General features: G+C 71.7%; 10 protein-coding genes. 7 read left to right on the forward strand and 3 right to left on the reverse strand.

What is annotated here, in order from left to right:
• The first annotated feature begins 134 nt into the window (after nt 1-134).
• The 3 genes from ilvN (at nt 135) to serA (ending at nt 3,670) form a co-directional block, all read left to right on the forward strand.
• The gene (gene ilvN / locus ACZ7P3_RS29220) at nt 135-659 is read left to right on the forward strand and encodes an acetolactate synthase small subunit (protein ID WP_472086188.1); all 525 of its coding nucleotides are present in this window, start codon (nt 135-137) and stop codon (nt 657-659) included.
• 124 nt (nt 660-783) lie between these two features.
• Nucleotides 784-1,782 (forward strand): ketol-acid reductoisomerase, encoded by a 999-nt coding sequence (gene ilvC, locus ACZ7P3_RS29225; RefSeq protein WP_472086190.1) that lies wholly within the window; start codon nt 784-786, stop codon nt 1,780-1,782.
• Nucleotides 1,783-2,068: 286 nt separating this feature from the next.
• Entirely contained in the window at nt 2,069-3,670 is a 1,602-nt protein-coding gene (serA, locus tag ACZ7P3_RS29230; protein ID WP_472086191.1) for a phosphoglycerate dehydrogenase, read from the forward strand.
• Between the two features lie 338 nt (nt 3,671-4,008).
• On the opposite strand, the gene ACZ7P3_RS29235 is transcribed toward serA, so the two are convergent.
• Nucleotides 4,009-5,565, reverse strand: coding sequence for an MFS transporter (locus tag ACZ7P3_RS29235; RefSeq protein ID WP_472086192.1), 1,557 nt, complete (start codon nt 5,563-5,565; stop codon nt 4,009-4,011).
• Between the two features lie 110 nt (nt 5,566-5,675).
• Between ACZ7P3_RS29235 and ACZ7P3_RS29240 the strand changes: the two genes are divergently transcribed.
• Nucleotides 5,676-6,260, forward strand: a complete 585-nt coding sequence (locus ACZ7P3_RS29240; protein WP_472086193.1) for a TetR/AcrR family transcriptional regulator — start codon at nt 5,676-5,678, stop codon at nt 6,258-6,260.
• Between the two features lie 12 nt (nt 6,261-6,272).
• Here the strand turns inward: ACZ7P3_RS29240 and ACZ7P3_RS29245 are convergent, their stop codons facing one another.
• Complete coding sequence (locus ACZ7P3_RS29245; protein ID WP_472086195.1) at nt 6,273-7,481, reverse strand: MFS transporter; 1,209 nt, start codon at nt 7,479-7,481, stop codon at nt 6,273-6,275.
• Between the two features lie 47 nt (nt 7,482-7,528).
• Between ACZ7P3_RS29245 and pdxR the strand changes: the two genes are divergently transcribed.
• Nucleotides 7,529-8,953, forward strand: coding sequence for a MocR-like pyridoxine biosynthesis transcription factor PdxR (gene pdxR, locus ACZ7P3_RS29250; protein ID WP_472086196.1), 1,425 nt, complete (start codon nt 7,529-7,531; stop codon nt 8,951-8,953).
• A gap of 118 nt (nt 8,954-9,071) precedes the next feature.
• Here pdxR and ACZ7P3_RS29255 read toward each other — a convergent pair whose 3' ends face one another.
• Entirely contained in the window at nt 9,072-10,313 is a 1,242-nt protein-coding gene (locus ACZ7P3_RS29255) for a PucR family transcriptional regulator (RefSeq protein ID WP_472086197.1), read from the reverse strand.
• A gap of 184 nt (nt 10,314-10,497) precedes the next feature.
• Here ACZ7P3_RS29255 and ACZ7P3_RS29260 point away from each other — a divergent pair, with 184 nt between their 5' ends.
• Nucleotides 10,498-11,424, forward strand: a complete 927-nt coding sequence (locus ACZ7P3_RS29260; protein ID WP_472086198.1) for a proline dehydrogenase family protein — start codon at nt 10,498-10,500, stop codon at nt 11,422-11,424.
• A gap of 40 nt (nt 11,425-11,464) precedes the next feature.
• Entirely contained in the window at nt 11,465-13,096 is a 1,632-nt protein-coding gene (gene pruA, locus ACZ7P3_RS29265) for an L-glutamate gamma-semialdehyde dehydrogenase (RefSeq protein ID WP_472086200.1), read from the forward strand.
• The last annotated feature ends 339 nt before the right edge of the window (nt 13,097-13,435 follow it).

Below are 13,435 nucleotides of genomic sequence, written 5' to 3' on the forward strand. Positions count from 1 at the left end.
GAGGACGCGATGGTGTGGCCGATGGTCGCCGCCGGCACCTCCAACGACGAGATCCTGGCCGCCCGGGACGTCCGCCCCGACTTCGGCGACAACGACGACGACTGACGACGACTGGCAAGGAAGAGCAGAACACCATGTCCAAGCACACGCTCTCCGTCCTGGTGGAGAACACACCGGGCATCCTCGCCCGGATCGCCGCCCTGTTCTCCCGCCGCGGCTTCAACATCGACTCGCTCGCGGTCGGCGTCACCGAGCACCCCGACATCTCCCGCATCACCATCGTGGTGGGCGTCGAGGACCTGCCACTGGAGCAGGTCACCAAGCAGCTCAACAAGCTCGTCAACGTGCTGAAGATCGTCGAGCTGGAGCCCGGCCAGGCCGTCCAGCGCGAACTCGTCCTGGTGAAGGTGCGCGCCGACAACGAGACCCGCTCCCAGATCGTGGAGATCGTCCAGCTGTTCCGCGCCAAGACCGTCGACGTCTCCCCGGAGGCCGTCACCATCGAGGCCACCGGATCCGGCGACAAGCTGTCCGCCATGCTCAAGATGCTGGAGCCGTTCGGCATCAAGGAGCTGGTCCAGTCCGGCACGATCGCCATCGGCCGCGGCGCCCGCTCGATCACCGACCGCTCGCTGCGCGCGCTCGACCGATCCGCGTAAGGCTGAACGCGTAAGGCTGAATACGGGCGGTCCCTCCGCCCGTATGCCGAGACCCCGAAACTTCCCGCCCCCTCACCGGCATACGGTGGGACGCACAACCTGCACACCAAGGAGAGAACCCAAAGTGGCCGAGCTGTTCTACGACGCCGACGCCGACCTGTCGATCATCCAGGGCCGCAAGGTCGCGGTCATCGGATACGGCAGCCAGGGCCACGCCCACGCCCTGTCGCTGCGCGACTCGGGTGTCGACGTCCGCGTCGGTCTGCACGAGGGCTCCAGGTCCAAGGCCAAGGCCGAGGAGCAGGGCCTGCGCGTGGTGAGCCCGGCCGAGGCCGCCGCCGAGGCCGACGTCATCATGATCCTCATCCCGGACCCGATCCAGGCCCAGGTCTACGAGGAGTCGATCGCCCCGAACCTGAAGGACGGCGACGCGCTGTTCTTCGCCCACGGCTTCAACATCCGCTTCGGCTTCATCAAGCCCCCGGCCGGCGTCGACGTCGCCCTGGTCGCCCCCAAGGGCCCCGGCCACCTGGTGCGCCGCCAGTACGAAGAGGGCCGTGGCGTCCCGGCGATCGCCGCCGTCGAGCAGGACGCCACCGCAGGCGCCTTCCCGCTGGCCCTGTCGTACGCCAAGGCCATCGGCGGCACCCGTGCCGGCGTCATCAGGACGACCTTCACCGAGGAGACCGAGACCGACCTGTTCGGTGAGCAGGCCGTGCTGTGCGGCGGTGCCTCCGCCCTGGTCAAGGCCGGCTTCGAGACCCTGGTCGAGGCCGGCTACCAGCCGGAGATCGCCTACTTCGAGTGCCTGCACGAGCTGAAGCTGATCGTCGACCTCATGTACGAGGGCGGCCTGGAGAAGATGCGCTGGTCGGTCTCCGAGACCGCCGAGTGGGGCGACTACGTCACCGGTCCGCGCATCATCACCGACGCCACCAAGGCCGAGATGAAGCAGGTCCTCACCGAGATCCAGGACGGCACCTTCGCCCGGACCTGGATGGACGAGTACCACGGCGGTCTGAAGAAGTACAACGAGTACAAGCAGCAGGACTCCGAGCACCTGCTGGAGACCACCGGCAAGCAGCTGCGCAAGCTGATGAGCTGGGTGAACGAGGAGGCGTAAGCCTCATGTCAGGGGGTCGGGGCAAGCTGCTCCGGCCCCCTTTCCCAACGATCGGCGAACCAGGGCGGCGCCGGGCCGAGGACGACCCGCAGGCGTTGTCCAACCCGTCCAGCCCCGGACGGGTGATACTTCCGCAGCGGCGCAAAACGACGACTGCGGCGCCACTAGACTGCTGCCCAACATACGCGTCAGGCCCACAGCGTCGTGCGTCTTCCACGCGGCTAGCACCCCTCCACCGCCAGCGGCCGTCGGGACGGCCGTCCGCATTGGACTTGTGAGGACTCACGTGAGCTCGTACCCCAGTCGAAAAGCCACGGTACTCATCGCTGAAGAGCTGTCGCCCGCCACCGTCGACGCGCTCGGGCCCGACTTCGAGATCCGGCACTGCAACGGAGCGGACCGCGCCGAACTGCTCCCCGCCATCGCCGAGGTCGACGCGATCCTGATCCGTTCCGCCACCAAGGTCGACGCGGAGGCCATCGCCGCCGCCAAGAACCTCAAGGTCGTCGCGCGAGCCGGCGTCGGCCTGGACAACGTCGACGTCTCCGCCGCCACCAAGGCCGGCGTGATGGTCGTCAACGCCCCGACCTCCAACATCGTCACGGCCGCCGAGCTGGCCTGCGGCCTGCTCGTCTCCACCGCCCGCAACATCCCGCAGGCCAACGCCGCGCTGAAGAACGGCGAGTGGAAGCGGAGCAAGTACACGGGCGTCGAGCTGGCCGAGAAGACGCTGGGCGTCGTGGGCCTGGGCCGCATCGGTGCCCTCGTCGCGCAGCGCATGTCCGCCTTCGGCATGAAGGTCGTCGCCTACGACCCCTACGTGCAGCCCGCGCGGGCCGCGCAGATGGGCGTCAAGGTGCTGTCCCTGGACGAGCTGCTCGAGGTCTCCGACTTCATCACCGTCCACCTGCCCAAGACCCCCGAGACCCTCGGCCTGATCGGCGACGAGGCGCTGCGCAAGGTCAAGCCCAGCGTGCGCATCGTCAACGCGGCCCGCGGCGGCATCGTGGACGAGGCGGCGCTGTACGCGGCGCTGAAGGAGGGCCGGGTCGCCGGCGCCGGACTCGACGTGTACGCCAAGGAGCCCTGCACGGACTCCCCGCTGTTCGAGCTGGACCAGGTCGTCTGCACCCCGCACCTCGGCGCCTCCACGGACGAGGCGCAGGAGAAGGCGGGTATCGCCGTCGCCAGGTCGGTGCGCCTCGCGCTCGCCGGCGAGCTGGTGCCGGACGCGGTGAACGTCCAGGGCGGTGTCATCGCCGAGGACGTCAAGCCCGGTCTGCCGCTCGCCGAACGCCTGGGCCGCATCTTCACGGCGCTCGCCGGCGAGGTGGCCGTCCGCCTGGACGTCGAGGTCTACGGCGAGATCACCCAGCACGATGTGAAGGTGCTGGAGCTGTCTGCGCTCAAGGGTGTCTTCGAGGACGTCGTCGACGAGACGGTGTCGTACGTCAACGCGCCGCTGTTCGCGCAGGAGCGGGGCGTCGAGGTGCGCCTGACCACCAGCTCCGAGTCCGCCGACCACCGCAACGTGGTGACCGTGCGCGGCACGCTCTCGGGCGGCGAGGAGGTGTCGGTCTCCGGCACGCTGGCCGGTCCGAAGAACGTCCAGAAGATCGTGGCGGTCGGCGACTACGACGTCGACCTCGCGCTCGCCGAGCACATGCTCGTGCTGCGCTACGAGGACCGGCCGGGTGTCGTCGGCACCGTCGGCCGCATCCTCGGCGAGGCGGGCATCAACATCGCCGGCATGCAGGTCGCTCGCGCGGCGGCGGGCGGGGAGGCGCTGGCCGTGCTGACCGTGGACGACACGGTTGCCCCCGGTGTGCTGGGTGAGGTCGGCGACGAGATCGGGGCGACGTCGGCCCGTTCGGTGAACCTGGTCTGAGGGCGGCGTCCTGAGGGCTCCGCCCCCAGACCCCCACCGCCCACCCACCCGACTCGGGTGGGCTGAAGGGCTGAACCGAGGGGCGGAACCCCGTCCTCGGGCGTCGGGCAGGCCGAAAGGCTGGGCCCGTCCTCCGACTCGGGTGGGCCGAAGGGCTGGGCCCGTCCTCCGACTCGGGTGGGCCGAAAGGCTGGCCCCGTCCTCCCACTCGGCTGGGCCGAAGGGCTGGACCCCGGTCTCGGGTATCGGGTGGGTCGCAGGAGCGGAAGTGGTGTCAAAAGCCGGGCGGGCTGAGGTTTCTCAGCCCGCCCGGTGCTTTTCCGTCGTGGGGAGGAGGCTCAGACCGCAGCCTCCTCCGGCGTTGTGACGGCCTGTGCCGCAGGCGTCTCGCGCACCTGGATCCGGTGCAGGGTCCTCGCCGCCGCGACCGCGGCGAGGACGAGGATCGCCGTCCCCGCGAGGGCCGCGCCGTGCATCCCGTCGGTGAACGCCTGCCGTGCCGCGGTCGCGAGGGTCTCTCCCGCACGCCCGGGCAGCTGTCCGGCGACGGCCAGCGCGCCGCCCAGGGTCTCGTGGGCCGCGGCCGGGGCCGAAGCCGGCATCTCGTGGCGGTAGATCGCCGTACCGATGGAGCCGAGGACCGCCATGCCCAGCGCGCCGCCGAACTCGGAGCCCGTCTCCAGCAGCGAGGAGGCGGCGCCCGCCGTCTCCACCGGGGTGGAACTCAGGGCCAGGTCCGCCATCTGCGAGATCACCATGACGATGCCGGAGGACAGCACACCGCACGCCACGAGGACGGTCCAGAGGGAGTCCGTGCCGACCAGGGCCAGCATGCCGTAGCCCGCCGCGCCGATGACGAAGCCCGCGGTGACCACGTAGGCGCGGTTCACGCCCTTCTGGACCAGGGCCGTCGCCACCGGGGCGGCCATCCCGATCGGCACCGACGGCAGCAGCGCCCACAGGGCCGCCTCCATCGCGCTCTTTCCGAGCACCGACTGCAGGTACTGCGTGGTGAAGAACGCCGAGCCCATCATCGCCAGCGTGGAGACGAGGTTCAGGACGATGGCGGGGGCGAAGCCACGGCCGCGGAAGAGGGACGGCGAGATCATCGGCGAGGCCGCCGTGCGCTGGCGGTGCACGAACAGGGCCGCGAAGAGCAGGCCGACGGTGACCGAGACGACGTACTGCGGGTGCCAGCCCTCGGACGGGATCTCCTTGAGGCCGTAGATCACGGGGAGCACGGCCGCCATCGACAGCGGCACGCTCAGCAGGTCGAATCGGCCGGGCTCCGGGTTCTTCGACTCGGGCAGCAGGACCGGGCCGAGGATCAGCAGCAGCACCATCGCGGGCAGGTTGACCAGGAAGACCGAGCCCCACCAGAAGTACTGGACCAGGACACCGCTCAGCACCGAGCCGAGGGCGATGCCGCCCGTCATCACGCCGGACCAGATGCCGACCGCCTTGGCCCGCTGCCCGGGGTCGGTGAACATCGTGCGGACCAGGGCCATCGTCGACGGCATCAGGGTCGCCCCGCCGATGCCGAGGACCGCGCGGGCCGCGATCAGGGTCTCGGCGCTGTCCGCGTAGGCCGCCACCAGGGACGCGGCGCCGAAGGCGGCGGCGCCGGCCAGCAGCAGCCGGCGCCGGCCGATGCGGTCGCCCAGCGAGCCCATCGTCATCAGCAGCCCGGCCAGGACGAAGGCGTAGATGTCGAAGATCCACAGCTGCTGGGTGCCGCTCGGCTCCAGGTCGGCGCTGATCGCCGGGACGGCGAAGTAGAGGACCGAGACGTCCATCGAGACCAGCAGCAGCGGCAGCATCAGCACGCACAGCGCGGTCCACTCGCGGCGACCGGCGCGCCCGGCAGGGGAGTTGGTGCTTGTCGGGTTCGTCATGCCGATGACTGTACGGGCGTCTTAAACGCTTGTCTAGAACGATTGTGTAAGTCGGTTGTATAGGACGGCCGTCTAGGACGGTTGTATGGAACGACGGTAGGGTGGTCCGCATGGGACACCGCGAGGATCTGCTGGAAGGCGCCAGGCGCTGCCTGCTGGAGAAGGGTTTCGCGCGCACGACCGCGCGGGACATCGTCAAGGAGTCGGGCACCAACCTGGCGTCGATCGGCTACCACTACGGGTCGAAGGACGCGCTGCTGGTGCAGGCCTACATCTCCCTGATCGAGGGCGTGAGCGAGAGCTTCGATCCCGGTCTGGGCGGGCAGGTGACGCAGCCTCCGGGGACGCTGGAGCGATTCCAGGAGGTGTGGGCGAGCATCATCCGCGCCGTCCCCGAGTCGCGGGCGATCTGGCTGCTGAGCTTCGAGCTCATCTTCCAGGGCGACCGGGTTCCCGAGGTGCGCAAGCTGCTGGCCGAGGCGCAGGACGAGGGCCGCTCGGGACTCGCCTCCCTGTTCAGCGGCGTCCCGGAGGCCGACATCGACGAGGAGACCGCCGACACCGAGGGCCGCTTCTACCAGACCCTCCTCAACGGCCTCATGGTCCAGTGGCTCTTCGACCCGGACTCGGCGACCAGCGCGGAACAGCTCACGGAGGGACTGCGGCGGATGATCGGGGCAGCCGCAAAGGGCTGACCCCGGGCGGCGTCACGGGGCGTCTGCCGGCTCTGCCGCACGGCGCCCGTCCCGCACCGCCGGGGCCAGCGCGCCCAGCATCAGCGCCGCCGTCAGCGCGAACGCCCACGGGTACCCCGTGTGCCCCGCGAGGAGGCCGAAGACCGCGGCACCCAGGCCCATGCCCCCGTCGTAGGCGAGGTTCCACAGCGCGGTGACCGTGCCGTAGGAGGGGCGGGAGGCGCGGCCGTACATGACGGCGAGGGTCGCGTTCTGGGTGACGCCGAAGCCGCACCCGAAGACCGCCGCACCCGTCAGTACGGCGACCGGACTGGAGGTCGCCGCCAGGACCGATGTCCCGGCGGCCGACAGGAGCAGGCCCGGGGCGACCAGCCGCGCGGAGCCGCGCCGGTCGCCGTAGCGCCCCGCCACCCAGCGGGCCGCGGTCGAGGTGGCGTTCTGCACCAGCAGCGCCGCCGTCGCCGTACCGGCCGACGCGCCCGCGACGGCCAGCGGCAGGAACGTGACCACGATCCCGGCGGCGAGCGCGGTGGCGGCGAAGACCACCGCCGGCCGCCGCAGCCCGGCGTGGCGCACCGCCCCCGTCATGCCGAGGGCCTTCGGCGCGGCGCCCGGCTCCTTCCGCTCCCGCGGCGAGCCCTCCCGCAGCGCGGGCACCGAGGGGATCGTCGCCAGGGCCGCCACGGCCGCGGCCACGCTGACCGGCCCGTACCCGACGTGCCCGGCCAGCCACACGCCCAGCGGCAGGGCGACGAACGAGGGGACGCCCCCGACCAGGCCGACGACGGCGAGTCCCTCACCCCGGCGCTCCGCCGGGATCAGCGCGGCGGTCAGCGCGCCGCCCGCCACCAGCGTGAGCGCGAACCCCAGCCCGCGCACCAGGCAGACCGCCACGGTCCAGGCCGCGCCGTCGGCGGCGGGCAGCGCCAGCGCGGGCGCGCCGAGCAGGAACAGCCCGGCCATGAGCGGTCCCCGGCTGCCGTACCGGGCGACGATCCAGGGTCCGGCCAGCTCGCCGCAGACCGTGGACAGCATCAGCGCGCCGGTGGCGGGACCGGCCCCGCCGCGGCCGGCGTGCGTGGGCACCGCCGACAGCAGCAGAAAGAAACTCACCGAGGAGCCGGTCATGCTCACGAACCGCAGCAGCAGGGGAGGGGTCAGCAGGGGTGGCCGGGCGGGCGAAGTCCCGCCCCCGGCACGAGGGTTCGCGGAAGTCGTCATGCGCTCGACGCTAGGTGGCGGCCGGCCCCCCGGTAAGCTCCAATTCCATGCCTGTGCAGTGGGCCGGTCTGTCCCCCGAGTTGCTGCTGACCGTCGACCGGAGCAGCGGCGAACAGCTGCGGGCGCAGCTGGAACGGCAGTTGCGCGACGCGATCCGTAGCGGGCGGCTGCGGGTGGACGAACGCCTGCCCTCCTCCCGTGAACTCGCCCGCGCCCTGGGCCTGTCCCGCGGCCTCGTCCAGGACTGCTACGCCCAACTGCAGGCCGAGGGGTACCTGGTCACCCGCGTCGGCTCGGCCACCCGGGTGGCACCCTGCGCGCAGCCCTCCGTGTCCGCCGCCCCCGCACCGGCGGCCGAACTCCCGCGCCTCATCGCCGACTTCCGGCACGGAGTCCCCGACCTGGCCTCCTTCCCGCGCGCCGACTGGCTGTGGGCGGTCAGGGAGGCGGCCCGCCGTATGCCGACGGCCGACCTCGACTACGGCGACCCGTGCGGCAGTCCGGCCCTGCGCACGGTCGTCGCCGGCTATCTGCGCCGCGTCCGCGCGGCGGCGGCCGACCCCGGCCACACCCTCGTCTGCTCCGGCTACGCCCAGGGCCTCGGCCTCGCGCTCCAGGCCCTCGCCCGCACCGGTGTCCGCGCCGTCGCCCATGAGGACCCCGGCAGCCCCGCCACCGCGACGGCCTCCGTGCTGGCGGCCGGCCTGACCCCGGTCCCGGTCCCCGTCGACGCGCACGGCATCGACGTACAGGCCCTGGACGCGACCGGAGCGCGCGCGGTGATCGTCACCCCCGCCCACCAGTGGCCGACCGGGGTCGTCCTCGCACCGGAACGCCGCCGTGCGCTCCTCGCCTGGGCGCGGCGGCGCGACGCGTACGTCATCGAGGACGACTACGACGCCGAGTTCCGCTACGACAGGGAGCCGGTCGGGGCCCTCCAGGGCCTCGCGGCCGACCGGGTGATCTCGATCGGCACGGTCAGCAAGTCCCTCGCGCCGGCCCTGCGCATCGGCTGGCTGCTGTGCCCGCCCGCGTTCACCGCACCGCTCACCGAGCTGAAGCGGATCGCCGACCGCGGCACCCCCACCCTCGACCAGCTGAGCCTCGCGCTGCTCATCGAGTCCGGCCGCTACGACCGCCATCTGCGCCGCATGCGCACCCTGTACGCGGCTCGCCGCAAGGCCCTGCGCGCCGCCCTCGCCGCGCACGCCCCGGCGGTCCGGCTGACCGGGCTGGAGGCGGGCTTCCATGCGGTGGCCCACCTGCCCTGCGGGGTCGACGAGGAGACGGTGATCGCCGCCGCGCGGGCCCGGCGCGTGGGTCTCTACGGCATGAGTGACTGCCGCGCGGACTCGTCCGCCGCGGAGCCGCCCCGTCTGGTCCTCGGATTCGGCGATGTGCCCGAACGCTCGGTCGCCCAGGGCATCGCGGCGGTGGCCGACCTGCTCGACGGGCGGACCCGCACCGCGTAGACGTGCCGCACCGCGTAGACGTGCCACACCGCGGAGACGGGCCGACCGGACCCGCGCCCGCTGCGACCAGAGGCGTGCCCGCTCCGGCCGGCTGGAGGCGTGCCCGCTGCGGCGCCGGCTAGAGGCGTGCCCGTTTCAGCGCCATGTGCAGCAGCAGCCGGTCCTCGCCGTCGTCCAGGTCGAGGCCCGTCAGCTGCTCCACGCGGGAGAGGCGGTAGTAGAGGGTCTGGCGGTGGATGCCCAGTTCGGCAGCCGTGCGGCCGGCCTGGCCCGCGCAGTCGAGGTAGACCTCGGCGGTGCGGGCCAGCTCCTGGTGGGCGGGGGACAGGAGCGGCCCCACCACCGGATCCTGGGCGGACTCCGGCGCCAGCGCGGTCAGCAGCCGGTACGGACCGATGCCCCGCCACTCGGCGACGGGCCCGAGCCGCGGCTCGGCCAGCGCGGCGCGCGCGGCGGCGGACGCCTCCTGCCAGACGGCCCCCAGCTCGGCCAGCCCGGACCGCGGTTCACCGACACCGGCCGCGAACCCGGCACCGGCCCCGCCGGTCCCCGGTCTGCCGCCGGACGTGCGCCCGCCGCCCCGCGCCCCCTCCGCCTCCTTCAGCAGCCGTGCGGCCACGGTGAGCGCGGGCGCCCCCACGTCCGTCGAGCGCAGCCGCACCAGCACCGCGAGGCTCTGGGCGGTGGCCCCCCACGGAACCGTGCACAGCGCCGTGGCGTGCGGCACCGCGCGCGCGGACGGGGCCTCTTCGGGGTCGGCCGTGGGCCAGGGGGCGACACAGACCAGCGTGTGGGGCGCGGCCGCGCGCGGGCCCAGGGCCGTGCGGAGTTCGGCCACCGCCATGTCCTGCTGCCAGCCGCGCTCCCCGGTCAGCACCGCCCGCAGCTCCCGGCTCAGACCCGCGCCCGCCTGCGCCTCGTCGGCGAGCAGCGCCCCGATCCGGGCCGTCACCTGCATGGCGGCGGCCAGCTGGGCATCCGTCGGACCGGGATCGTCGTCCAGCAGCCAGACATAGCCGAGGACGACGCCCCGATGGCGGACCGGCAGGCAGATGCGGCCGCGGTAGACCCCGGCCTCGGGCGTCGGCGGGATCCGCACCGGTCCGGTCGCGCGGGTGATGCCGAAGCCCTCGAACCAGGTGCGCACCGCCGTCGTGGAGCGCCGGGTCAGGATCGAGCGGGTGCGCACCGGGTCCAGCGCCGAGGGATCCAGATCGCCCTCACTGTCGTACGCACCGAAGGCGATCAGCTCGAAGTCCCGGTTCTCCAGGGTCGCCGGCGCGCCCAGCAGCTCCGAGATCTCGTCCACCAGCTCCTGGTAGTCACCCGCGCTTTTGAAGGATGGAGTATCGGCCGCCATCCGGGCATTCTCCCGCATTTCCGTGACGCCTTCATACATCTGTCTGAGATCCAGGGCACGGATGCGTGACAGCTGTCGATGGCCGACGATCGGAGAGATCCATAGGTTTCACGGTGGTTCTCCGTGCCGTACCCGAATCGTGGGCTGTCGGCCGTCTCTGGTGCTTTTGTTGTGGAGGTGCCCCGTGCTGGGTCCCGTGATTCTTGCCGCGTCGCGCAGCGACCGGATGCGCCGTCTGATCTCGGCGGCCCCGGTGACCAAGCAGGTCGTGGACCGCTTCATCCCCGGTGAGGCCGTTGCCGACATCGTCCCGATCATCAGGGACCTGACGGACAAGGGCCTGGAGCTGACGATGGACGTCGTCGGCGAGGACATCACCACCCCCGAGCAGGCCGGCGCCGCCCGGGACGCCTACCTGGAGCTGATCGACCACCTCAGGCTGCTGGAGCTGGGCGAGAAGGTCGAGATGTCCGTCAAGCTGTCCATGTTCGGGCAGGCTCTGGACGGCGGCCACGAGCTGGCGCTCGCCAACGTCCGGCCGGTCGTCGAGGCCGCCGCCGCCATCGGCACGACCGTCACCCTCGATGCCGAGGACCACACCACCCTCGACTCGATGTTCGCGATCCACGAGGAGCTGCGGAAGGACTTCCCGCAGACCGGCTGTGTCATCCAGGCCTACCTCTTCCGCACCGAGGCCGACGCCCGCCGTCTCGCCGCCGCCGGCAGCCGTGTGCGCCTGGTCAAGGGCGCCTACAAGGAGCCCGCGGAGGTCGCGTACCAGCAGAAGCACGAGATCGACAAGGCCTACGTGCGCATCCTGAAGACGCTGATGGAGGGCGAGGGCTACCCGATGATCGGGTCCCACGACCCGCGTCTGATAGCCATCGCCCAGGAGCTGGCCCACCAGGCCGGGCGCAAACTGGACGAGTACGAGTTCCAGATGCTCTACGGCATCCGCGGCGAGGAGCACCTGCGGCTGGCCGCCGAGGGCCACCGCATGCGCGTCTACACCGCCTACGGCACCGACTGGTACGGCTACTTCATGCGCCGTCTGGCCGAGAAGCCGGCGAACCTGCGCTTCTTCCTGCGCAGCATGGTCAGCAAGGGCTGAGCCCGAAACACCCGCTCACGTACAAGGAGTCAAGGATCTCATGGACGCTGTGACCCAGGTCCCCACCCCCGTCAACGAGCCGGTGCACGGCTACGCCCCCGGCTCGCCCGAGCGCGCCCGCCTGGAGGTCAAGCTCAAGGAGCTGGCCGAGAACCCGGTCGACCTGCCGATGACCATCGGCGGCGAGAAGCGGATGGGCGGCGGCGAGACCATGCAGGTGGTCCAGCCGCACAACCACAAGTCCGTCATCGGCACCCTGCGCAACGCCACCGAGCAGGACGCCCAGGACGCCGTGGACGCGGCCCTGGCCGCCGCGCCCGCCTGGCGCGCCATGTCCTTCGACGACCGCGCCGCGATCATCCTGCGCGCCGCCGAGCTGCTGGCCGGCCCGTGGCGCGAGACCATCGCCGCCTCCACCATGCTCGGCCAGTCCAAGACCGCCCAGCAGGCGGAGATCGACAGCCCCTGCGAGCTGGTCGACTTCTGGCGCTTCAACGTCCACTACGCCCGCCAGATCCTGGCCGAGCAGCCCCCGGCCAACTCGCCGGGCGTGTGGAACCGGATGGACCACCGCCCGCTGGAGGGCTTCGTCTACGCGATCACCCCGTTCAACTTCTCGGCGATCGCGGCGAACCTGCCCACCGCGCCCGCCCTGATGGGCAACGTGGTGGTCTGGAAGCCGTCCCCCACCCAGACCCACGCGGCCGTCCTCCTCATGCAGCTGCTGGAGGAGGCGGGCCTGCCCAAGGGCGTCATCAACCTCGTCACCGGTGACGGCATCGAGGTCTCCAACGTCGTCCTGGCCCACCGGGACCTGGCCGGCATCCACTTCACCGGTTCGACCAAGACCTTCCAGTACCTGTGGAAGACGGTCGGCAACAACATCGAGAAGTACCGCTCCTACCCGCGTCTGGTCGGCGAGACCGGCGGCAAGGACTTCCTGGTCGCCCACCCGAGCGCCGACCGCGCCGTCCTGAAGACCGCCCTGACCCGCGGTGCCTTCGAGTACCAGGGGCAGAAGTGCTCGGCGACGTCCCGCGCCTACATCCCGGCCTCCATCTGGAACTCCGGCTTCAAGGAGGAGTTCGCGGCCGAGGTCGACTACCTGACCATGGGTGACGTCACCGACCTGTCGAACTTCATCGGCGCCGTGATCGACGACCGTGCCTTCGCCAAGAACAAGGCCGCCATCGACCGCGCCAAGGAGGACCCGACCTGCACGATCGTCGCGGGCGGCTCCTACGACGACTCGGTCGGCTACTTCGTCCGCCCGACGGTCATCGAGTCCACCGACCCGGAGAACGAGGTCTTCCGCACGGAGTACTTCGGCCCGGTCCTCGGTGTGTACGTCTACGAGGACGACAAGTACGACGAGATGCTGGAGCAGATGGAGTCGGTCTCCGACTACGCCCTGACCGGTGCCGTCATCTCCAACGACCGCGCCGCGGCGGCGTACACGATGGAGAAGCTCCGCTACGCGGCGGGCAACTTCTACATCAACGACAAGTCGACCGGCGCCGTCGTCGGCCAGCAGCCCTTCGGCGGCGGCCGCGCCTCCGGCACCAACGACAAGGCCGGCGCGCCGCAGAACCTGCTGCGCTGGACCCTGACCCGCGCCATCAAGGAGACGCTGGTCCCGCCGACCGACTACACGTACCCGCACATGGGCTGACCGGCCCTTTCCCTCGAGCGACGGGCCGGGAAGCCTGACTCACGAGCAGGCTTCCCGGCCCGTTTCCAATTCCTGAGCGCCCTCTCGCCGCACGGGATCGTCCGTCTGCCGGACGAGGAGGGGGATGTGTACATCCGCCCCGTGCTCGCCGGAACCCCGGACCCGGCCCATGACCTCGTCTTCGACTGGCGTGACGGGGACGTCGCCTGACGGCACGCCGGCCCGGTGCGTCGGGGCCGGTGTGCCGGAAGCGGTACGCCGGGCCCGGTGTGTCGGAAGCGGTGCGTGGGAGCCGGTGCGTTGGAAGCGGTGCGTCGGAAGCGGTGCGTCGGGGCCGGT

This window comes from Streptomyces sp. NPDC107581, from assembly GCF_055657175.1.

Bases quoted from the DNA above. Each gene is read 5' to 3' on its own strand.
- ilvN (WP_472086188.1), top strand. From the start codon at position 135: ATGTCCAAGCACACGCTCTCCGTCCTGGTGGAGAACACACCGGGCATC.
- ACZ7P3_RS29235 (WP_472086192.1), bottom strand. From the start codon at position 5,565: ATGACGAACCCGACAAGCACCAACTCCCCTGCCGGGCGCGCCGGTCGC.
- ACZ7P3_RS29240 (WP_472086193.1), top strand. From the start codon at position 5,676: ATGGGACACCGCGAGGATCTGCTGGAAGGCGCCAGGCGCTGCCTGCTG.
- ACZ7P3_RS29245 (WP_472086195.1), bottom strand. From the start codon at position 7,481: ATGACGACTTCCGCGAACCCTCGTGCCGGGGGCGGGACTTCGCCCGCC.
- pdxR (WP_472086196.1), top strand. From the start codon at position 7,529: ATGCCTGTGCAGTGGGCCGGTCTGTCCCCCGAGTTGCTGCTGACCGTC.
- ACZ7P3_RS29255 (WP_472086197.1), bottom strand. From the start codon at position 10,313: ATGGCGGCCGATACTCCATCCTTCAAAAGCGCGGGTGACTACCAGGAG.
- pruA (WP_472086200.1), top strand. From the start codon at position 11,465: ATGGACGCTGTGACCCAGGTCCCCACCCCCGTCAACGAGCCGGTGCAC.